This is a genomic window from Acidovorax sp., assembly GCF_022763525.1.
In the GTDB taxonomy this organism is placed as follows: Bacteria; Pseudomonadota; Gammaproteobacteria; order Burkholderiales; family Burkholderiaceae_C; genus Acidovorax.
This window is the reverse complement of sequence record NZ_JALEGG010000191.1, coordinates 1-21,488: the sequence shown is the minus strand read 5'-3', so window position 1 is coordinate 21,488 and position 21,488 is coordinate 1. Positions and strand designations below refer to the sequence as shown.

Sequence of the window (21,488 nt, the reverse complement as noted above, 5' to 3'; positions counted from 1 at the left end):
TCCGGCACGTCGCGCAGATTCGTTGCGCTTCTAAGTAGAAAACAGAACGAACCTGCGAATTTGCGCTAGGAGCCGCTGGGTTTGATGCGCATCAGAGCCGCCTCGGACGCGCCGCGTGGATCATCCGCCACCGCCGCACAACGGCACCACCTGCAAGGAACACGTCCATGACCCCCCTCGGCCTCCAGCTGCTGCACGCGCTCAAAACCCATGGCGCGCGCGAGATCTTCGGCATCCCCGGCGACTTCATCCTGCCCCTGTTCAAGCAGATCGAAGAGAGCGGCATCCTGCCCCTGGTCACGCTCAGCCACGAGCCCTCCCTGGGCTTTGCCGCCGATGCCGCTGCGCGCATGCACTGCGGCCTGGGCGTGGTGGCCGTCACCTACGGCGCGGGCGCGCTCAACGTGGTCAACGCCGTGGCGGGGGCCTATGCCGAGCGCTCGCCGCTGGTGGTGCTGGCCGGCTGCCCCGGCGAGGTCGAGGCGCACTCGGGCCTGGTGCTGCACCACCAGGTGCGCCATGTCGATTCGCAATGGCGCATCTTCCGCGAGATCACCTGCGACCAGGTGCGCCTGTCCGACCCCGCCACCGCGCCCGCCGAGCTGGCGCGCGTGCTGCGCAGCTGCCGCGAATACTCGCAGCCCGTGCTCATCGAGGTGCCGCGCGACATGACGCTGCACCCCATGGCCGAGGTGCCCGTGCTGCCCGCGAGCCCGTTCAACACTGCCGCCGTGGCCGAGTGCGCGGACGAATGGATGGCCCGCATCCAGGCAGCCCAGCGCCCCGTGCTGGTGGTGGACGTGGAGGTGCGCCGCTTCGGCCTGGAGGCCCGCGTGGCCGAGCTGGCGCGGCGGCTGCAGCTGCCGGTGCTCACCACCTTCATGGGCCGGGGCCTGCTGGCCGAGGAGGGCGTGCACTCGGGTGTGCAGCTGCACGGCACCTACCTCGGCGTGGCGGGCGCGCCCGAGACCAGCGCGCTGCTCGACGATTCCGACCTGCCCGTGATGCTGGGCGCCATCCTGTCGGACAGCAACTTCGGCGTGAGCGCCCAGCGCATGGACTTCCGCCGCGCGCTCATCGCCGCGCACCGCGAGGTGCGCGTGGGCCACCACCTGTACCCGAACATTCCCCTGGCCGCGCTGGTGGAGGCGCTGCTGGCCCGCGCCCCGGCCGCAGGCGCCAAGCCGCCGCGCGCCCTGCCGCCCCCGCCCGCTTGCCCCGAGGGCCTGGTGGCCGACGATGCGCCCGTGTGTGCGGCCGACCTCTCCCGCGCGCTCAACGACCGCATCCGCGCGCACGGCCCCATGAACATCGTCGCGGACATTGGCGACTGCCTGTTTGCTGCGATGGAGCTGCTGCCCGCCCCGCTGGTGGCCCCGGGCTACTACGCTTCCATGGGCTTCGGCGTGCCGGCCGGCATCGGTGCGCAGGTGGCGACGGGCCAGCGCAGCCTGATCCTGGTGGGCGACGGCGCCTTTCAAATGACGGGCTGGGAGCTGGGCAACTGCCCGCGCCTGGGGCTGGACCCCATCGCCATCGTGCTCAACAACCAGACCTGGGAAATGATCCGCGCCTTCCAGACCGAATCGCGCTGCGCCGCCCTGGGCGACTGGCATCTGGCCCAGGCCGCCGACGCGCTGGGCGGGCGCGGCCACCGGGTGCACACGCGGGCGCAGTTCAAGGCGGCGCTGGATGCCGCGTTTGCCGAGCGCGGGCGATTTCAGCTCATCGAGCTCATGGTGCCGCCGGGCGACAGCACGCCCACGCTGCGGCGGTTTTCGGAAGGCATCCGGGCGTTGCGGGCGCGGGCGGCGGTTGCAGCCTGAGCCTTCTGCCTACCCCGCCCGCACCACGCGGAGCACGTCCGCCCCGTAGGCTTCCAGCTTCTTCGCCCCCATGCCGCTGATGCCCTGCAGGTCGTCCAGCGTGGCGGGCGCGCGTTCTGCAATCGCGGCCAGCGTGGCGTCGTGAAAGATCACGTAGGCCGGCAGGTTGTGCTCGCGCGCCACCTCGGCGCGCCAGGACTTGAGGTTGATGAAACGCACCTGCGCATCCGGGCCCAGGTTGGCCGCGGCGGCGGGCGGGGCGCTGCCCGTGCCCTTGCGGGTGCGCGCGCGCTTGGCCGGCGCGGCGGCAGTGGATTCGCGCAGCTGCACCGCCACCTCGCCACGCAGCACGGGGCGCGAGCCTTCGGTGAGGCTCAGCGTGTCAAAGCTGTGGCCGCTCTCCAGCATCACCTTCTGCAGGCCCACCGCGCCCGTGGCCAGCAGCTGGCGCAGCACGCCGCGCAGCTGGGGTTCCGCATAGTCCTTGCCCACGCCGAAGGTGGACAGCTTGTCGTGCCCGAACTGCTTGACCTTCTCGGTGTCCTTGCCGCGCACAATGTCCATGATGTGGCCCGTGCCAAAGCTCAGGCCGCTGGCCTGCTGCACGCGGTAGATGGTGGAGAGCAGCTTGCGCGCGGCGTCCGTGCCGTCCCACACCGCGGGCGGATTCAGGCAGTTGTCGCAATTGCCGCAGGGCGTGGAGTGCTCGCCAAAGTAGCCCAGCAGCCGCACGCGGCGGCAGTCCGTGGCCTCGGCCAGGGCCAGCAGCGCGTCGAGCTTGCCGCGCATCACCTGCTTGAACTCTTCGCTGGCGGGGCTCTCGTCGATCATGCGGCGCTGGTTCACCACGTCCTGCAGGCCGTAGGCCATCCAGGCATCGGCGTTCAGCCCGTCGCGGCCCGCGCGGCCGGTCTCCTGGTAGTAGCCCTCGATGTTCTTGGGCATGTCCACATGGGCCACAAAGCGCACGTCGGGCTTGTCGATGCCCATGCCGAACGCAATGGTGGCCACCATCACGATGCCTTCCTCGCGCAGGAAGCGGTCCTGGTTCTGCTGGCGCACCTCGGCGGGCAGGCCGGCGTGGTAGGGCAGGGCGTTCAGGCCCGCATCGCACAGCGCCTGCGCCATCTCCTCCACCCGCTTGCGCGACTGGCAGTACACCACGCCCGCGTCGCCCGCATGCTCGCGCTCGATGAAGCGCAGCAGCTGGGCCAGCGGCTCCTTCTTCTCCTCGATGCGGTAGCGGATGTTGGGCCGGTCGAAGCTGCTCACGAAATGCTGTGCGCCTTCGAGCTGCAGCCGCTCCACGATGTCGGCGCGCGTGAGCGCATCGGCCGTGGCCGTGAGCGCGATGCGCGGCACGCCGGGGTAGCGCTCGTGCAGCACGGTGAGCGCGCGGTACTCGGGCCGGAAGTCGTGGCCCCACTGGCTCACGCAGTGCGCTTCGTCGATCGCGAACAGGCTCAGGTGCCCGCCCTGGTGCAGGCTGTCCAGCAGGCCCAGGAAGCGCGGCGTGTTCAGCCGCTCGGGGGCGGCGTACAGCAGCGTGATGCCGCCCGTCTGCAGGCGCAGCTCCACATCCTGCGTCTCGTCATAGCTCAGCGTGGAGTTGAGGAACGCCGCCTCCACCCCCGCCTCGTGCAGCGCGCCCACTTGGTCGTGCATGAGCGCAATCAGCGGCGACACCACGATGGTCACGCCCCGTCCCTGCTGCTGGCGCACGATGGCCGGCACCTGGTAGCACAGCGACTTGCCGCCGCCCGTGGGCATGAGCACCAGCGCATCGCCGCCGGCGATCACATGCTCGACGATGGCCTGCTGCGGGCCGCGGAACTGCTCGTAGCCGAAGACGTCCTGCAGGACAGCGTGGGCGGGCGAGGTGGAGGGAGACGGACGGGCGGACAACGGATACTCTGAAATTGATAGCTGCTAGCGCTTGTCAATCAAGCGCTGGAGGCCAATTTGGCCACAAAGCCGGGGGCGCCGGGACGCTGGCGAAGGGGCTATTGTGCGCCGGGCCGCCGGGGCACCCGCCCCGCCCGCGTGGCAGGCTCGGACTCTGGGTCTTCACCGCAATGCGCGAACGGCCGACTCGATCGCCTCGGGCGGGAGGGCGGCAAAGCCCAGTCGCCAGCCCGCCATGGCGGGGGCCGTATGGTAGAGCTCGCTGAGGCTGGGCGTGGCGATGCCGCGTACCAGCGCACGGCGCGTGTGCTGCAGCTCGCTGCCCTCGGTCAGCCGCACGGCCATCTGCAGGCCGCCCCGGCTGTCCAGCGGCTCGGCCCAGGGCAGGTGGGTGTGCAGCGCCTGCAGAAGGGCGTCGCGCCGGCTGCGGTAGAGCTGGCGCATCAGCCGCAGGTGGGCCGCAAAGTGGCCCTGGTCCATGAAGTCGGCCGCCACCGCCTGCATGGGCTGCGAAGGGTGGCCGTCGTAGATGGTGCGGGCGGTCACCAGGGGCTGCACGAGCGGCTCGGGCAGGACCATGTACGCCAGCCGCACCGAGGGGAACAGGGACTTGGAAAACGTGCCGATGTAGAGCACGCGGCCTTGCGCGTCCAGCCCCTGCAGCGCGGGCGTGGGCTGGTGGTCGTAGAGGAATTCGCTGTCGTAGTCATCCTCGATCAGCCAGGCTCCGGTGGCCTGCGCGTGGGCGATGAAGGCCAGCCGGCGACGCAGGGACATGGCCCGCCCGGTGGGGAACTGGTGCGAAGGCGTGAGGTAGATCAGCCGCGGCGCTTGCGAAGCCGGCAGCAGCTGCGCACCCTCGTCGTCCAGCGGCATGTCCACCACCTGGGCACCGTTCGCGCGGAACGCGGTGCGGGCGCCTGCGTAGCCGGGGTCTTCCATCCACACGGTGTCGCCTTCATCCAGCAGCGTCGCGGCCAGCAGCTGCAGGGCCTGCTGCGAACTGGTCAGCACCAGCACCTGGCCCGCGTGGCAGCGCACGCCGCGCGACTGCGTGAGGTAGCGCGCGATGGCGTCGCGCAGCGCGGGCAGCCCCTGCGGGTCGCCATAGAACAGCAGGGGCCCGGCGTCCTGCCGCAGGCGGCGCTGCAGCAGCTGCCGCCACAGGTCGACCGGAAACGCGTGCAGGTCCGGGCTGCCGGCCACGAAGGCACGGGCGCGGTCGGGCTCGGCGCAGCCGCCGGTGTCGACCATGCGCTGCCCGCGCCGGGACAGCGTGGGCAACGCCGCCGCTGGCGCCGTGCGGGCCGCGCGAGACCGGCGCGGTGCGGCACCTGCGGCGGACGACGCTGCGCCCCGCTGCATGTCGATGGCCACGAAGCTGCCCTGGCCGACGCGCCGGTGCAGGTAGCCCTCGGTCTCCAGCTGGGCGTAGGCGGCCTCTACCGTCACGCGCGACAGCCCCAGGTCGTGCGCCAGGTCGCGCGTGGAGGGCAGACGCTCGCCCAACACGGCCTGCCCGGTGCGCACGGCCTCCCTCAGCGCCGCGCACAGGCGTTCGCGCCGGCCGCCACCGGTGGCGTCTTCCAGCAGTGTGAGCAGCAACCGGGGCTTCATAGATGAAATTGGTCTTATCTGAATGGCAAGATTGGCATTATTGATCAGTCCAAATCGGTGGACACTTCCTCCTGTCGCAGCAATGCAATTCCAACCCCGGAGGACTTTTCCATGACCACCACAATGCCTGCCGCCCCCGCATCCACCGTCCTGGCCTTTCCCGCGCCCACGCCCGAGCAATCGCGGGACTTCATGGCCGCCAAGCTCAGCTACCACGCCGATGCCTGGGACGTGGCCGAAGACCTGCGCAACGGCATCGACGCCATCGTCGTGGTCGACACCCGCTCCGCGGCCCACTACGAGCAGGGCCACGTGCCGGGCGCCATCAGCTTTCCCCATCGCACCATGGACGAGCAGAGCACGGCGCACCTCGACCGCAGCAAGGTCTACGTCACGTACTGCGACGGCATCGGCTGCAACGGCTCCACCCGGGGCGCGTACAAGCTGGCGCGCCTGGGCTTCACGGTGAAGGAGATGCTCGGCGGGCTGGACTTCTGGATCCGCGACGGCCAGCCCGTCGCCACCGGCCCCGAGCGCGGCGCCATGCCCGCCGCCCGGCCCGCCATCGAGTGCGCATGCTGACCCGCGCCATGGGCGGCCCGTCCGCCCGCGGCTGGGTGGGCTGGGACTTGCGCCCCGCCCTGGCCGCCGACGCAGGGGTGCTGGCCTGCTTGTGCGCGGCGCACGCGGCCTACGAGCAGATTCCCCATGACGCCGAGGGCCACGCCGAGCGGCTTGCGCGCGCGCTGGAGGCCGGGCGGCTCCATGCGTGGCTGGGCTGGATGGAGGGGCACGCCGTGGGCTACGCCAGCGCCACCCTCGACTACGCCACCCTGGCGGCGCGGCCCTTCTTGCACCTGGACTGCCTGTACCTCGAACCGGCGGCGCGGGGCCGGGGGCTGGGCCGCGCGTTGCTGGAGGCCGCCGTGGACCGGGCGCACGCCCTGGGCTGCGAGCAGCTGCAGTGGCAGACGCCGGTGTGGAACGAAGGCGCCATCCGCTTTTACGACCGCCTGGGCGCCACGCGGCTGGCCAAGCAGCGCTACACGCTGGTGTGCGCTGAAACCCCTGACAGGCCCGGTGGCTGACCGGGTTTCTACAATCGGGGGATGAAAACGCCTGCCTACACGCGCGCCGCGCAACTGCCCGACATCCTCGCCCAACGCATCGTCATCCTCGACGGCGCCATGGGCACCATGATCCAGCGCTTCAAGCTGGGCGAGGCGCAGTACCGGGGCGAGGGCTACAACGGCCCGGATGGCGCGGGCGACCGCTTCAAGGACTTTCCACGCGACGTGAAGGGCAACAACGAGTTGCTGTCCATCACCCGGCCCGACGTGATCCGCGACATCCACGAGCGGTATCTCGCCGCCGGCGCCGACCTGATCGAGACCAACACCTTTGGCGCCACCACCGTGGCGCAAGAGGACTACGGCATGGCCGAGCTGGCGCGCGAGATGAATCTCAAATCCGCCCAGCTGGCCCGCGCCGCGTGCGACAAGTACAGCACGCCCGATCACCCCCGCTTCGTGGCCGGCGCCCTGGGCCCCACGCCCAAGACGGCCAGCATCAGCCCCGACGTGAACGACCCCGGCGCGCGCAACATCGACTTCGAAACCCTGCGCGCCGCCTACTACGAGCAGACCGAGGCCCTGGTCGAAGGCGGCGCCGACGTGCTGCTGGTCGAGACCATCTTCGACACCCTGAACGCCAAGGCGGCTCTGTTCGCCATCGACGAGTTCTTTGAAAAGAGCGGCGAGCGCCTGCCCATCATCATCAGCGGCACCGTCACCGACGCGTCGGGCCGCATCCTCTCCGGCCAGACCGTGACGGCCTTCTGGCACAGCGTGCGCCACGCGCGGCCCCTGGCCATCGGCCTCAATTGCGCCCTGGGCGCCACGCTGATGCGCCCCTACATCCAGGAGCTGAACCGCGTGGCCGAAGACACGTTCATCAGCTGCTACCCCAACGCCGGCCTGCCCAACCCCATGAGCGACACCGGTTTTGACGAAACGCCCGAGGTCACCAGCCGTCTGGTGCACGAGTTCGCGGCCGAGGGGCTGGTCAACATCGTGGGGGGGTGCTGCGGGACGACGCCCGACCACATCGGCGCCATTGCCAAGGCGGTGGACGGCGTGCCGACGCGCAAGATGTTCTACCCCGCAGAGGTTTGAATGAAATCGGCCTCCAGCGCTGAAGTAGCAAGCGCTAAAAGCTATCTAAAAGATAGCAATTCAACGCACGAGGCCACCAAGCTCGAAAAGCGCCTGGTGCGCCAAGTGGCCCAGGCCATTGGCGACTTTGGCCTGATTGAAGACGGCGACAAGGTGATGGTGTGCGTGTCGGGCGGCAAAGACAGCTATGGAATGCTGGACGTGCTGCGCATGCTGCAGCAGCGCAACGGCCACAAGTTCGAGCTTATCGCCGTCAACCTCGACCAGAAGCAGCCCGGCTTTCCGGCCCATGTGCTGCCCGAATATCTGACCCGGGTGGGCGTGCCCTTCCACATCGAAACGCAGGACACGTACAGCGTCGTCAAAGAGCACATCCCCGAAGGCAAGACCATGTGCAGCCTGTGCAGCCGCCTGCGCCGGGGCATTCTGTACCGCGTGGCCGACGAGCTGGGCGCCACCAAGATCGCGCTGGGCCACCACCGCGACGACATGCTGCAGACCTTCTTTTTGAACATGTTCTTTGGCGGCAAGCTCAAGGGCATGCCGCCCAAGGTGCAGAGCGACCGGGGCGACCACCTCATCATCCGCCCGCTGGCCTATGTGGCCGAGGACGACCTCACACGCTGGGCCGAGCACCGCCAGTTCCCCATCATCCCCTGCACCCTGTGCGGCAGCCAGGAGAACCTGCAGCGCAAGCAGATCGGCCAGATGCTGCGCGACTGGCAGCAGCTCTACCCCGGCCGCATCGAGAACATGGCCGTGGCGCTGCGCAACCTGGTGCCTTCGCACTTCATGGACCCGCGCCAGTTCGACTTCAAGGGCCTGGTGCCCAACGGCGTGCAGGACGCCGATGGCGACAAGGCGTTTGATGCCGAAGAGTTTCCAGCGCAGGCCGTGGGCATGCTCGCGGGCCTGCGGCTGATGCCCCGCTGAACCTCTGACTCCCGACGATTTTTAGATTGGGCCACCCCATGACCACGCTCAAAGCCCCCGAACTCCTCCTGCCCGCTGGCTCGCTCGACAAGATGCGCGCCGCCTACGACTTTGGCGCCGACGCGGTGTACGCCGGCCAGCCGCGCTACTCGCTTCGCGCGCGCAACAACGAGTTCCGCCTGGAGCAGATCAAGCAAGGCATCGACGAGGCCCACGCACGCGGCAAAAAGTTCTTTGTGACCAGCAACCTGATTGCGCACAACGACAAGATCCGCACCTACCTGCGCGACATCGAACCCGTGATCGACTGCAAACCTGACGCATTGATCATGGCCGACGCGGGCCTGATCATGATGGTCAAGGAAAAGTGGCCCGAGCAGGTGGTGCACCTCTCGGTGCAAGCCAACACCACCAACTGGGCGGCGGTGAAGTTCTGGCAGAAGATGGGCGTGGAACGCATCATCCTCTCGCGTGAACTCAGCCTGGACGAGATTGAAAAGATCCGCCAGGAATGCCCCGACATGGAGCTGGAAGTATTCGTGCACGGCGCGCTGTGCATCGCGTACTCGGGCCGCTGCCTGCTCAGCGGCTACTTCAACCACCGCGACCCCAACCAGGGCACCTGCACCAACGCCTGCCGCTGGAACTACGCTACGCACGACGCCGACATCGACCCCACCACGGGCGAAGCCATCCCGCAAAAGATGGAAGGCGACTTCAACTTCGAGGCCGCACAGCAAAAGGCCGAGCAGGCCTTTGCCTCCACCACCGGCAGCGGCGAGCGCCACCCCAAGGCCGACAAGGTGTATTTGATCGAAGAAGCGGGCCGTCCCGGCCAGCTCATGCCCATCATGGAAGATGAGCACGGCACCTACATCATGAACAGCAAGGACCTGCGCGCGGTGGAGCATGTGGCGCGCCTCACGCAGATCGGGGTGGATTCCCTCAAGATCGAAGGCCGCACCAAGAGCCTGTACTACGTGGCCCGCACCGCCCAGGTCTACCGCCGCGCGATTGACGACGCCGTGGCGGGCCGCCCCTTCAACCCCGAGCTGCTCATCGAGCTGGAAGGCCTGTCCAACCGCGGCTACACCGGCGGCCTGCTGGAGCGGCGGCCCAGCAACGATTATCAAAACTACCTGAGCGGCCACTCCGCCACGCAGCGCAGCCAGTACGTGGGCGAGGTGCTGGGCACCGAAGGCCTGGCCGATGTCGGCTTGCAAGGCGACTGGGTGCTGGTGGAAACCAAGAACCACTTCGCTGTAGGCGATCTGATCGAGGTGGTGCACCCCAGCGGCAACACCACCGTGCGCCTGCAGGAAATGCGCAACGTGGAGGGCCAGCCCGTGCAGGTCGCCCAGGGCAGCCCCGTGCGCGTGTGGATTCCGCTGCCCGCGCGCTACAGCGGTGCGTTGCTGGCGCGCGTGATCGAATCGCAGCCGCCTGCGGCGGCGGCCGAGCCCGCCTTGGCGATGTAACCCTCGTGCGGGGCTGGGGCATGAAGACCTTTGTGCACTCTACGCGGGCCTGCCAATGGGCCACTGCTGCTTTGTTGAGCGCAGCCTTGGTGGTGCCAGCCAACGCACAGACGCCGACCGTGGCAACCGCCAAGCCGCGCTACGTGCAAGGCTCCTGGGTCAACCTGCGCGAGGCCGCCCAGCCCCAGGCGCGCGTGGTGGCGCAGGTGCCCGCCAACACGGTGGTGCAGCAGCTCACCGAGCGCGACGGCTGGTGCGCCGTGCTCTACGCCGGCGATGCACGTCTCGGCCCGCCGCTGCCCCAGCCGCTGCAGGCCCACGTCGCCTGCAACCTGCTGGCCGACCAGCCCCTCACCCTGGCGCAGGCGGGCAAGGATGCGGCCCGCGCCTTCTGGGCGGCGCCATCGCCCAACCGCCTGCGCGCCTATGGCAACGCGCTGCCCCGGCCGGCCGCGCTGCACATCAACGCGCTGGCCAAGACCCACGCGCTCGATACGCCCGTGCAATACCCCCAACGCCCTGAGTGGGAAGCCGCCAAGAAGCTCCTGCGCGCTGGCGTGCTGCTGCGCCCCGAGCAGGAGATCGACCGGGGTCAGCCCGTCAACCCGCTGGACGACGTGAAGCTGGCCACCCGCGCCAAGGACAACATCCCGGCCGTGGCGCCTCTGGCCGCGCAGCCCGTCTTACCTGCCGTGTCCCCGTCGTACTTTCGCACCCACGCCGGCGTCGCCCTGCTGCACGAAACCGATGCCGATGGCCTGGCTGCCGTGTCCGGTGCGCGCGCCAGTGTCATCCCCACGGGCGCTCCCGTGGGCCGGTTTGCACGCCACAGCGGCCCCGAGATCGAATACGTCACCGGCTTCTGGGACGTCGGCACCGCCGACCTGGCGTTCGCTCCGCCACTGACCATTTACGCCATCACCCACCAGGGCCTCGTGGGCGCGCACACCGTGCGCCAGCGCGCGTGGGACATCAGCAACGACGCGCACTACTGCGGCGGCCACTACCCCGGCCGTGGCTTCGACGACCCCGGCGAAGAAGCTGAGCCCGTGCGCGGCTACGCCAAGCTGTCCGACACCGCCCAGGTCCTGGCCCGCCTGGTGCTGCCCGGCAAGCTGCCGCCCGACGCGGTGAAGGCGCGCTCCAAACGCTACGCCACCAGTTGGCTGATGCCCGCCGACCCGCCTTACCGCCCGAAACCCGAGCGCAAGAACACGGCGGTCACAGTGCACGAGATCGACCTGGACCGCGACGGCGTGGCGGACATATTGCGCATCGACGTGCCCTCGCCGGGCAGCATGAGCTACGAGCCGGTGTTTGAGTTCTGGTGGTATGTCAATGTCAACGGGCAGTGGTTCCGGGCGGGGGTTTGGGTGGATGAGGAGTGCACGTGAGTGGAGGGAATCGGATAAGGGCAGCCGATTGGGCGGGAAATCAAACGCTCAGCGAGAAAACTGGTGGTCGGCGCCAGCTCTCATAGGGTCTGACAGTTAGCGTTGGTGTCAATTGGCGTGCCGTAGTCGAACGACCGAAGCCGGCGAATGCCCGAAGCGGTAGGAGTTTCTCTTGCTCCGCAGTTGCCGTCGGGAAGCTTTAGTTGCGAAAGAAGGCAACGACCTTGCTCACGAACCATATTCCACTGGCCAGGACTAGTAGTCCCGTAAACATTCCCCACACCTCCCACCAGCCACTCGAACCACCGTATGGAATTACGGAAGCGATGGCTACTACGCCGATGCCGAGCCAGATTGCCAGTGCAAGCACTGGGACAAGGCACCCCCAACGCCCACCACTTGAGCGATCCGAAGGGTGCGTCGCTAGCGGCGTCCAAGAACTGCCCGGGCCAAAAAGCGCGTCGCAATGTGGGCAAATCGACACCTTAGTCGACTCGAGAGGCTGGGAGCAGTTGGGGCAATAGGCCATCTTTGGCTGCAGCGAAAATGTTGTGCAAACGTTTAGTTTGATTTCTGCGCAACTAGCTTTGCGAGCGGTACCACTATAGCTTTGCGATCGGCCGGGCTGACCGCCCCAAGTGGCTTTTATGCTCTTTGTTGAAGTGCTAGGCCTCACGCACAAACTTATGATAGGCCGGCTCCCGCAGCAGCGCCCCCAACACCAGCGCCTCCGCCACCACCTCCAGCGCTTCCTCCAGCGTGGCCAACAACGCAGGTAGCTCAGGCAGCCAGTCCATACGCGCCTGCACCTCCGGCCACTGGTCCACACCTATCGCTGCCAATCCCACCGCAAACCCGACCCACAGCAGGGCGCGGGTGCTGCGGTGGCTCAGCGCACGGTGCAGCCAGGCCAGCGAAAACAAACCCACCACGGCCACCGCAATCATCGGCGCCTCGCGCACGGCGCCCCAGCGGCAGGCGTCGGCCCATTCATGGCAGCGAAACTTCCACAGCTCGTGCAGCATGAACTGCTCGTCCACCGCCAGCACCGCAAACGCCAGCGTCAGCCATACGCCCAGCCGCCAGGGCAGGCAGCGTTCAGCCGTCAGGCGCAGGGCGGTGGTGCTCAGCGCCAGCAGCAGCGCGCCGGAAAGCCACGATGCGGGCGAGTGGTCGGAGCGGAAGGCGCGCTCCCAGCCGGGCGCGTAGACCCAGGCGCCCATCAGCAGAAAACCGATGACCGCGCCGAGCAGGGCGGGTGCACTCCAGGGGTGGGGCGGGGGCTGGGTTGGGGTGGCGTGGGATGGGGGCATGGCGGGACCGGTGGCAGGGGGTTGTGAGCCAAATGGCCCCTTGCGCTTGATAGTCAAGCGCAAGCAGCTATGAATTTGATAGTTTATGCGGAGGCGAATCTTTGCCTGCGCTGCGCCCTGTTCACGCCCGCGAAATCACTCCAGAATCCAGACCCTATGGCCGGACCCATCGATTCTTCCCGCAGCGTTGCCCTCCCGCCCGTGGCCCAGTTCCTGGCCGAGGCGGCGCTGCAGCGGCAGTCGTCCCTGCTGGGGCTGGACAAGCCCGCGCCGGTGCCGGTGCCGGCGCGGCCCGGTGCGGACCCTGCCGCGCCGCCGCCAACACCCTCGTCGCCGCCCGCCGGGGCACCGCCGCTGCCCACGCCAGCACCGGCAGACAAGGCCAGCATCTCGGCGCAGGCGCGGGAGCAGCTGGGCGCGGGGTTTGACCCGCGGCGCGGAGGTGCGGACGCCGCCCCGAAGAGCGCGGGCAGTGCCGCCAGCGTGCCCCGCGGGCCGGTGCCGCAGTTGCCGCTCCCCGCTGGTGCCCCCGCCGTGGCGGCGCCTGCCGCAACCTCGGCGGCTGGCGCAGCGGCCTGGCCTGCATCGGGCCTCCGCACCCCGCTGATGCGCATGGTGAGCGTGGTGGTGCAGCAGGTTACGGCCGGCAGCGGTGCGCCGCAGCGGGTGGTGTCGGCCCAGCCCTGGCCCATGGGCCTCGCGCAGGCGCTGGAGAGTGGCACGCTGGATGCCGAACAGCCGCCGCTGCAGACCTGGCTGGTGCGCCAGGGCACGGCCCAGACGCCCGAGGGGCCGCGCGGCTTTGCGCTCACGCTGCGGGTGCCGGTACCCTGGCTGGCGGCGCAGGCCGCGCAGGCAACGCCCGCCGGGCCGCTGCCGTCTGCTTCTTCTGCTGCTGCCGTGCCAATGGCTGCCGCGCTGCAGGTACCCTTCGCAGGCAACGCGCAAGCGCTGCAGTCAGGGGTGACGGCGTTGGTGCTGCAGGGCATGGAGCCGTCCGCGCCGCGCACCAGCGCGCTGCTGGTGCTGGACTTCCAGCCGCAGCCGGCCGCCACGGTGTACGGCCGCGACCTGCTGCAGCAAGCCACGTCCGGCCGGCTGGACCCCTGGACGCAGATGGCCGTGCTGCAGGCCAGCGGCCAGGTGCCGCGCGAGGAAGACCGCGCGCGCAATGGCGCCTCGGGCCTGTGCGAAACGGTGGGCTGCCCCTACGCGGCGCGGGCGGAATGCGTCCAGCCCTTTTGCCTGGCGATGCGCGGCGTAGTGCCACCGGAGCCGGTGGGGCCCACGCCTGGCGCATAGCGCGCGACGGGCCCATGGTGGCACCGGTTTGCCATTGCAGGGCGCCTTACCGGGTCTTTTGCAGGATGTCCGCGTGCTGCGATCGTGTGATGGGGTAGGCCACCAGCAGCGGAACGGCCAGCGCCAAGCACAGCGCGGGCAGCACGCCGGTCACCAGCGCAATGCCCTGCAGCGCGGCGGGCGACTGGGCCACGTTGGGCACGTAGCCTGTGATGTCCAGCATGCCCGCCACCGTCACGGTGGCCAGCGTGCGCGCCAGCTTGTCCATCAGGCCGTACAGGCCATAGTACATGCCGGTCTGGCGTTCTCCGGCCTGCATGTGGCCGTGGTCGATGGTGTCGGGCACCATGGCAAAGGGCACGATCCAGTGGGCGCCCATGCCGATGCCGATCACCACCAGGATGGCCATCACCTTGCGCTGGTCGCCCGGCCCCACCCAGTACAGCGCCAGCAGCCCGGCGGCGCACAGCACCAGGCCCAGAATGTAGGCACGGTTCTTTTCCCAGCGGTCCACCACCACCTTCCACCCGAACAGCGACACGCCCACCACGCCCAGCAGCGTGCCCATGTAGCGGGGCAGGTCGCCTTTGTCGCCCTGCAGCTGGTAGATCACGAAATAGGCCAGCGCCGTCTGCACCAGCGTCAGGCCCAGGCGCACCAGCGTGGCCGCGCTCATCAGCAGCAAGAAGGGGCGGTTGCGCAGCGTGGTGCGCAGGGTCTCTCGCACGCTTTCCCACATCGTCTGCGGCGAGGCGGATGTGTTTGTCTCTGCTCGCGCCTGCAGGCCGTTGGCCTGCGGCTCGCGCACGCGCCAGGCGACCACGGCGATCGCCGTGCCCGCCATCAGGCCAAAGCATGCACCCGCCAGCGCGTACCCGGTGCGCGCATCGGGCGCGGCCCGCACCATGACGGGCATGAGCACGCTGCCTGCCATGAAGCCCAGCAGGGCACCCAGCGAGGCGAACGCCGTGAGGCTGGTGCGCTCGTCGTAATCCCGCGTCATGTTCGCGGCCATGGCCTGGTAGGGGAGCTGCACCAGAGTCATCACCGTGTCGAACAGGGTGTAGGTGACAGCGATCCATACAAACGCCGCCATCGCAGAGAGCCCTGGCGGCACCATCCACACTGCGGCCGCCGCAATGCCCAGCGGGATCGCGCCGTAGATGAGGTACACGCGGTGGCGCCCCCAGCGCGAGCGGGTGCGGTCGGTTATCCAGCCGAACAGCGGATCGTTGACGGTGTCCCACACCTTGCCTACCAGCAGCGCCGCGCCAGCCACTGCCGGCGGCACCAGCGCCACATCGGTGTAGAAGATCATGAGCAGAAAGCTCATGGCGGCGATCAGCATCTGCAGGCCGACATTGCCGACCGCGTAACTGAGTTTGGTGCCGAGGGTGAGGGGCGATGAACCGGGGGCGCTGGAGGGTGTGCTGGCGTGCATTACGGGGCCACGGACGAGGGGGTGGAGGGCGATGTCGCTGGCGCAGCCGCGCGCGGTGGTGCGGCTTCAAGCATGAGCCGCACTTCGCGACGCAGCATCTTGTTGAGGAAGCTGCGCGGGATCTCCTCCACGATGCGCACATCGTCGGGCTGCAGTGCAGGCGGCAGCTTGTGCGCCAAGTACTGCGCGATGTCGCGCTCCAGGGCCGCCCAGTCGTGCCCGGTGCGCCAGCTGCGGCGCAGGCTCAGCACCAGCACCGCCAGCGGGCCATGCTGCACCAGGCAGGCTTCCTTCACTGCGGAATGCGTGTGGGCCACCTCCTCCACCTCGCGCGGGTTCAGCAGTTGGCCGTTGCGCGCCACGCGGTCGGCGCTGCGGCCCAGCACGTGCAAGTAGCCCGCCGCGTCGTAGTAGCCCAGGTCGCCCATCACCACCCAGCCGTCGCGCAGGGTTTCGCGGCTCTTCTCGGGGTCAAGCCAGTAGCCATCAAAGCGCACCGGTGTCTTCACGGTGATCAGTCCCATGCGGCCCGTGGGCTGGGGTTTGAAATCATCGTCGCGGATCACGACCTCCACCCCCGGCATCACGCGGCCCACGGTGGAGAGGATTTCGTTGCCCAACGGGTTGCCGTCGGCATCCACGTGCTCGTGCGGCAGCAGCCAAGTGACGGGAGGCAGCGCCTCCAGGCAGCCATAGCCTTGCTGGAAGATGGGCCCAAATCGGTGGATGGCCTCGGCGATCTTGGGCGCGGGCATCATCTCCGAGCCGTAGGGCACGTGGGTGAGGGACGAGAGGTCGTACTCGCCCAGCGTGGGCTCGTCCAGCAGGTCGATGATGGCCGAGGGCGAGAGAAACGCGCGCGATACGCGGTGCTTCTGGATCAGGCCCGCCAGCGTGGTGGGCCGAAAGTCCTCGGGCATGACCAGCGCCGCGCCCGCCAGCAGCGTGGGCAGCACCAGGCCCGAGCCAGGGCCGGTCAGCGGCAGGCCGAGCATGTTCACGTCGGGGCCGCCCGCAGGCGGCTTGAAGTCGATGGAGCGCGAGATCAGGCGCACGCTGTCCAGGTACTTGCGGTGGCTGTAGCCAACGGACTTGGGCAGGCCTGTGGTGCCCGAGGTCATGTGCAGCGCAAACATGTCGTCCTCATGCACCTCGGCCGTGCTTGCTGCAGGCGCGTGTTGCGCCAGGGCCTGCTCGTAGTCTGCGCCCAGCGCCAGCATGCGCAAGCCAGGCAAGGCCTCGCGCACGGCCGCAAGGATGGGCGCGCTCAGCAGTGGGTCGTGGATGAAGACCGTGGGTTTGACCCGCACGATGGTGGCCAGCGCCGCGTCGGCCGGCAGATGCTTGTGGAAGCTGGCAAAGATGGTGCCGTTCTCGAACGTGGCGAGGCGGGTTTCATATTGCTCGCCAGTCTCGGGCAGCCAAGTGAAGACCACATCGCCCTTCTTCACGCCCTGCGCCTGCATCCAGGCCTGCAGGCGCTGCACACGCTCTTGCAGCTGGGCGTAGGTGAGGGTGCCGCGCCGGTCAATCAGCGCGGGCTGGTGGGGGTGGCGGCGGTACGCCAGGCGGGCTACCGACCGCGCCGTGCGCAGCCGGTTGAGCAGAAAGCGCGCCACCAGGCTGCGCAGGGACGGGATGGCCACCGGGAATCTCCCAAAAGGACACGGAGTCGGGCAGTCTTTCACGCGTCTCTGTGACCAGAGATGACGATTTGTATGTATACGTATCTTTTGGTTTCAACGCCGGCTGTGCGGTCGTTTTACCGTGGTGAGCGGCGGCGCCCCGCTCCAACGCCGTCGCCCGTGCACAACACCGGGCCACACCCAAAGAAAAACCGCCAGCGCCGGATCGCGGCGGCTGGCGGTTTGGCGGGAGCCCATGGTCCTGGTTGAGACGATGGGCCCGGCGTGAGCGGTGGGTGGGTAGCGCCCTTCAACACAAGGCGCGGTCCCCCGCCAGTCCAGTGGATGCGCCCCCGTCGAAGAAGGCGCTGAAGGCGTCTCAGGCGGCTTATGGATACAGCCCGCGCATTTCGCGAGCGTGCAGGATGCGCTGGCAGGCCACGATGAAGGTGGCGGTACGCAGGCTGACCTTGTGCTCCTGGGCTACCTGCCAGACGCCGGCAAAGGCCTCTTGCATGATGCGCACCAGGCGGGCGTTGATCTCGTCCTCGCTCCAGAAGAAGCTGGAGAAGTCCTGCACCCATTCGAAGTAGCTCACCGTCACGCCACCGGCGTTGGCGATCACGTCGGGCAGCACCAGCACGCCCTTGTCGTGCAGGATGTCGTCGGCTTCGGGGGTGGTGGGGCCGTTGGCGCCTTCGATCACGAGCTTGGCCTTGATCTGGCCCGCGTTGTCCTTGGTGATCTGTCCTTCGAGTGCGGCGGGGATCAGGATCTCGCACGGAACACCCCAGAACTCTTCCGGCTTCATCACGTCGGCGCCGGCAAAGCCGCCCACGCCGCCGCGTGCCTTCACATGCGCCAGCAGGGCGGGCACATCCAGGCCGTTGCTGTTGAAGATGGTGCCGGTGTGGTCTTGCACGGCCACCACCTTCGCACCGGCTTCGGCAAACAGCTTGGCAGCGATGCCGCCCACATTGCCAAAGCCCTGCACGGCCACACGGGCGCCGTCCAGCGACAGGCCGGTGAGCTTGGCTGCCTCGACCCCCACGGTGAACACGCCGCGGCCGGTGGCTTCCACACGGCCCAGCGAGCCGCCCAGGTCCACGGGCTTGCCGGTGACCACGCCGGTGGCGGTGGCGCCGGTGTTCATGGAGTACGTGTCCATCATCCACGCCATGATCTGGCCGTTGGTGTTCACGTCAGGTGCGGGAATGTCCTTGCTGGGGCCGATGATGATGCCGATCTCGCTGGTGTAGCGGCGCGTCAGGCGCTCCAGCTCGCCCATCGACAGCTTCTTGGGGTCCACGCGGATGCCGCCCTTGGCGCCGCCGTAGGGCACGTTCACGGCTGCGTTCTTGATGCTCATCCAGGCCGACAGGGCCATCACCTCGGACAGCGTCACGTCCTGGTGGAAGCGCACGCCGCCCTTGCCCGGGCCGCGGCTGGTGTTGTGCTGCACGCGGTAGCCTTCGAAGTGGGCGATGGTGCCGTTGTCCAGCTCGATCGGCACGTCCACGATCAGCGCGCGCTTGGGGCGCTTGAGCGTCTCGACCCAGCGGGCCAGGTGGCCCAGGTAGGGGGTGACGCGGTCCACCTGTTGCAGGTAGATGCCCCAGGGGCCGAGGTTGTCGGCCTGCAGGTACGAGGGCAGGGGGTGCGATTGCGCGGCGGGGGCGCCGACGGGGTGCGACATGTGAGTTTCCTTGTGGGATCGATTCAGACGGCGAACTGTATGCCTCAGCTCCCTGGGGTGTCCAAGGCCGGAGTGTTTGGGGATTATGCGCTTTTTGCATATCGTCCCGCAAGCCGCGCCAATGCTGCAATGCAGCACGGTGCAGGAGCGTCGAACCGGGGTTTGCGAGGGGATCGGCCCGCGCTACTCCACGGTGAAGTGCGTGAGTTGCGGGTCGCCCGTGGGGTAGCGCAGGTCCAGGGTCTGCAGCACCTCGCGCAGTATGGTGGCAATCATCAGGTTGCGATGCGTCTTCGAGTTGGCGGGCACGATGGTCCATGGCGCCCAGGGCGTGTGGGTGTCGGCCAGCAGGGTGCCGTAGGCGCGCTGGTATTCGGCCCATTGTTTGCGCACCTCCACATCGCCCATGCTGAACTTCCAGTGCTTGGCCGGGTCGTCCAGCCGCTCCTGCAGGCGCTCGCGCTGCTCATCAAAGCCGATGTGCAGCAAGAACTTGAGCACGATGGTGCCCGTCTCGCTGAGCATGCGTTCAAAGTCGTTGATGTGCGCCAGCCGCTGCCGGTGCTGGGCGGGCGTGATCCAGCCGTTGACCACGGGCACCAGCACGTCTTCGTAGTGACTGCGGTTGAACACCGTGACGTCGCCGGCCTGCGGCACCCGCTGGTGGATGCGCCAGAGGTAGTCGTGCGCGCGCTCGGTTTCGGTGGGCGCCTTCCAGCCCACCGCATGCACGCCCAGGGCACTCATGCGGCCAAACACCCCGCGGATGGTGCCGTCCTTGCCCGAGGTGTCGGTGCCTTGCAGCACCACCAGCAGCTTGTAGCGCTTGTCGGCGTAGAACAGGTTTTGCAGCGCGTCCAGCTCGACCGCCAGTTCTTCCACTGCGGCCTTGTCGCGGGCCTTGTCGCCCATCGAGAACGGTTTGGCGCCGGCGTCGAAATCGTTCAGCGACAGGTTCTGGCCCGACGGCTGCCACGGCTGCAGGCGCTGCATGAAGGTTGGCGGGGTGGCGGCAAAGGGCGACGGCATGGGCAGGCTCCTGGCAGGGCGGCGCGATGCGCCGGAGTGCCAAAGATACCCGCTGTGGGCGGGGACCGCGGCCATTCCTGATCGCAACCTTGCGCATGCCCGGCGCCTCTTTGTGAACGAGTGCGTGGCGCGGTGGGCGTTGCTTCAGCCGTGGGCCAGGCGGTAGGCCAGCGGTGTCTGCCCGGTGGCCTGCTGAAAGGCGCGGTGCAGGCCGGCTTCGCTGGAAAAGCCCAGGTCTTCGGCAATCCGCTTGAGGGGCCGCGCGGTGTCACACAGCGCCTCGCTCACCTGGCGCAGCTTGATGCGCCGCATCCACAGCGCAGCCGACAAGCCCGTGTGGGCGTGAACCCGGCGCGCCAGCGTGCGGGGTGACATGGCCAGCGCCTCGGCCAGCGCGGGCAGGCGCAGTGCGCTGGCGGGGCTGCGCTGCACCCACAGCACGGCGCGACGCAAGGTGGGGTCGGTCACGGCCATCAGGTCCTGGCCCGCAAACGCGGGATGGGTGGTGCGCGGGCGCGGCAGCATCAGCAGCGACTGCAGATCGCCCAGCGCCGCGGCGTCCAGCCGCTGTGCCAGGGCATGCAGCAGGAGGGGCAGGTGTCCGTTCGCGCCGGTGGCGGTGGTGGCGGGGCCGTCTTCCACCAAGGGCTCGTCAAAGCGCCAGTGCACCGTGCCAAATTGCTGCTCCAGTGCGGCGCGCAGCCACCAGGTGGCCGTGGCGCTGCGCCCGCGCAGCCGGCCGCTGGCAGCGGCCAGCGCCACGCCCGCGCAATAGCTCCACACGTGCGTGCGGCGGGGCAGGGCACGCAGCGCGGCCACGGTGGGTGCAAGCTGCTGTTGCAGTCCGGGCGCCTGCCAGCCGTCCGGCGACGAAAGCCACAGGCCCGGCACCAGCACCGCGTCCACCTCGGCCTGCGCCAGGGCCACGGCGGGCGCGAGGGCGGGGCCTTGCCAGGTGGGCACAGGCTGCAGGTCGATCCCGGCCCAAAACGTCGTCACCACGTCGCGCTGCGCGCGGAGGTTGGCGGCACGCGCCAGGTCGGCCGTGGCAAACAGGCCCGCGGGCATGCACCCGGGGTACAGCAGCAGCGCCAGGCGCAGGGGAGGGACGGGAGGTGGAGGCATGTGAGCAGGGATAGGGAGAAAAGGTGAAAGGACCTGTGGCAGAAATTGGAAAGAAGTTGTCCTACCTGGCCATTCTCGCCGCGGCGGCGTATCCCAAAAATCCACACCATTCCCTTTGGCTTTGGAGCCCGCCCCATGCAGATCACTCACTTGCGCAATGCCACCGTGCTGCTTGAATTCACCCCCGCACAGGGCCAGCCTGTGGGCTTGCTGGTGGACCCGATGCTGGCGCCCCGGGGCAGCCTGCCCGCCCTGCGCTACCTGGGCGCGGGCCGCCAGCGCAATCCCATCGTCGAGTTGCCCGAGGACGCGGACGCACTGCTGCAACGCGTAACTCACGCGCTCATCACCCACTGCCAGCGCGGCCACTTCGACCACCTGGATCGCGAGGGCAAGCGCTTTCTGCGCGAGCGGCAGATTCCGGTGATCTGCATGCCGCGCGATGCCGGCTACCTCGCGCAGCGGGGCCTGCAGGTGCTGCCGCTGACGGGGCCGGCCCGCCAGCCGGTGCCGCTCCCGCTGGGCGGCCACATCACGCCCATACCCTGCGTGCACGGCCGGGGCTGGGTGGGTCGCCTCATGGAGCACGGCCACGGCTACCTGCTGGAGCTGCCGGGCGAGCCCAGCGTC

General features: G+C 68.8%; 16 protein-coding genes and 1 pseudogene. 9 read left to right on the top strand and 8 right to left on the bottom strand.

Features of this window, described 5'->3' with window-relative positions:
• The first annotated feature begins 167 nt into the window (after window positions 1–167).
• Complete coding sequence (gene ipdC, locus MRY84_RS14745) at window positions 168–1,826, top strand: indolepyruvate/phenylpyruvate decarboxylase (protein WP_291506457.1); 1,659 nt, start codon at window positions 168–170, stop codon at window positions 1,824–1,826.
• Between the two features lie 9 nt (window positions 1,827–1,835).
• Here the strand turns inward: ipdC and recQ are convergent, their stop codons facing one another.
• On the bottom strand, window positions 1,836–3,731 hold the full coding sequence (gene recQ / locus MRY84_RS14740; protein ID WP_291506456.1) for a DNA helicase RecQ: 1,896 nt from the start codon (window positions 3,729–3,731) through the stop codon (window positions 1,836–1,838).
• Between the two features lie 162 nt (window positions 3,732–3,893).
• Complete coding sequence (locus tag MRY84_RS14735) at window positions 3,894–5,348, bottom strand: PLP-dependent aminotransferase family protein (protein WP_291506455.1); 1,455 nt, start codon at window positions 5,346–5,348, stop codon at window positions 3,894–3,896.
• 111 nt (window positions 5,349–5,459) lie between these two features.
• On the opposite strand from MRY84_RS14735, the gene MRY84_RS14730 reads away from it, so the two are divergent.
• The 6 genes from MRY84_RS14730 to MRY84_RS14705 all read left to right on the top strand — a co-directional run bounded on the left by MRY84_RS14730 (window position 5,460) and on the right by MRY84_RS14705 (window position 11,327).
• Window positions 5,460–5,930 (top strand): rhodanese-like domain-containing protein, encoded by a 471-nt coding sequence (locus MRY84_RS14730; protein ID WP_291506454.1) that lies wholly within the window; start codon window positions 5,460–5,462, stop codon window positions 5,928–5,930.
• Window positions 5,924–6,436: a GNAT family N-acetyltransferase gene (locus tag MRY84_RS14725; protein WP_291506453.1), complete on the top strand. Its 513-nt coding sequence runs from the start codon at window positions 5,924–5,926 to the stop codon at window positions 6,434–6,436. The genes MRY84_RS14730 and MRY84_RS14725 overlap by 7 nt, the downstream gene beginning before the upstream one ends.
• 21 nt (window positions 6,437–6,457) lie before the next feature.
• The gene (locus MRY84_RS14720) at window positions 6,458–7,522 is read left to right on the top strand and encodes a homocysteine S-methyltransferase family protein (RefSeq protein WP_291506452.1); all 1,065 of its coding nucleotides are present in this window, start codon (window positions 6,458–6,460) and stop codon (window positions 7,520–7,522) included.
• Entirely contained in the window at window positions 7,523–8,455 is a 933-nt protein-coding gene (gene ttcA, locus MRY84_RS14715) for a tRNA 2-thiocytidine(32) synthetase TtcA (RefSeq protein ID WP_291506451.1), read from the top strand.
• 38 nt (window positions 8,456–8,493) lie between these two features.
• On the top strand, window positions 8,494–9,933 hold the full coding sequence (yegQ, locus tag MRY84_RS14710; protein WP_291506450.1) for a tRNA 5-hydroxyuridine modification protein YegQ: 1,440 nt from the start codon (window positions 8,494–8,496) through the stop codon (window positions 9,931–9,933).
• Between the two features lie 119 nt (window positions 9,934–10,052).
• The gene (locus MRY84_RS14705; RefSeq protein ID WP_291506449.1) at window positions 10,053–11,327 is read left to right on the top strand and encodes an SH3 domain-containing protein; all 1,275 of its coding nucleotides are present in this window, start codon (window positions 10,053–10,055) and stop codon (window positions 11,325–11,327) included.
• 665 nt (window positions 11,328–11,992) lie between these two features.
• Here MRY84_RS14705 and MRY84_RS14700 read toward each other — a convergent pair.
• Window positions 11,993–12,640, bottom strand: coding sequence for a hypothetical protein (locus MRY84_RS14700; protein ID WP_291506448.1), 648 nt, complete (start codon window positions 12,638–12,640; stop codon window positions 11,993–11,995).
• A 156-nt stretch (window positions 12,641–12,796) separates the two neighbouring features.
• On the opposite strand from MRY84_RS14700, the gene MRY84_RS14695 reads away from it, so the two are divergent.
• Window positions 12,797–13,942, top strand: coding sequence for a hypothetical protein (locus MRY84_RS14695; protein WP_291506447.1), 1,146 nt, complete (start codon window positions 12,797–12,799; stop codon window positions 13,940–13,942).
• A 46-nt stretch (window positions 13,943–13,988) separates the two neighbouring features.
• On the opposite strand, the gene MRY84_RS14690 is transcribed toward MRY84_RS14695, so the two are convergent.
• The 5 genes from MRY84_RS14690 to MRY84_RS14670 all read right to left on the bottom strand — a co-directional run bounded on the left by MRY84_RS14690 (window position 13,989) and on the right by MRY84_RS14670 (window position 20,858).
• Entirely contained in the window at window positions 13,989–15,383 is a 1,395-nt protein-coding gene (locus tag MRY84_RS14690) for a glycoside-pentoside-hexuronide (GPH):cation symporter (RefSeq protein WP_291506446.1), read from the bottom strand.
• A complete protein-coding gene (locus tag MRY84_RS14685; RefSeq protein ID WP_291506445.1) occupies window positions 15,383–17,029 on the bottom strand; it encodes an AMP-binding protein in 1,647 nt (548 codons plus the stop codon). Before MRY84_RS14685 ends, MRY84_RS14690 begins: the two co-directional genes overlap by 1 nt.
• 367 nt (window positions 17,030–17,396) lie before the next feature.
• A complete protein-coding gene (locus tag MRY84_RS14680; RefSeq protein ID WP_291506444.1) occupies window positions 17,397–18,704 on the bottom strand; it encodes a Glu/Leu/Phe/Val dehydrogenase in 1,308 nt (435 codons plus the stop codon).
• A gap of 183 nt (window positions 18,705–18,887) precedes the next feature.
• The gene (locus MRY84_RS14675) at window positions 18,888–19,697 is read right to left on the bottom strand and encodes a PPK2 family polyphosphate kinase (RefSeq protein WP_291506472.1); all 810 of its coding nucleotides are present in this window, start codon (window positions 19,695–19,697) and stop codon (window positions 18,888–18,890) included.
• Window positions 19,698–19,877: 180 nt separating this feature from the next.
• Window positions 19,878–20,858, bottom strand: coding sequence for a helix-turn-helix domain-containing protein (locus MRY84_RS14670; RefSeq protein ID WP_291506443.1), 981 nt, complete (start codon window positions 20,856–20,858; stop codon window positions 19,878–19,880).
• A 135-nt stretch (window positions 20,859–20,993) separates the two neighbouring features.
• On the opposite strand from MRY84_RS14670, the pseudogene MRY84_RS14665 reads away from it, so the two are divergent.
• Window positions 20,994–21,488: pseudogene (locus MRY84_RS14665) on the top strand (MBL fold metallo-hydrolase); the annotation flags it as partial.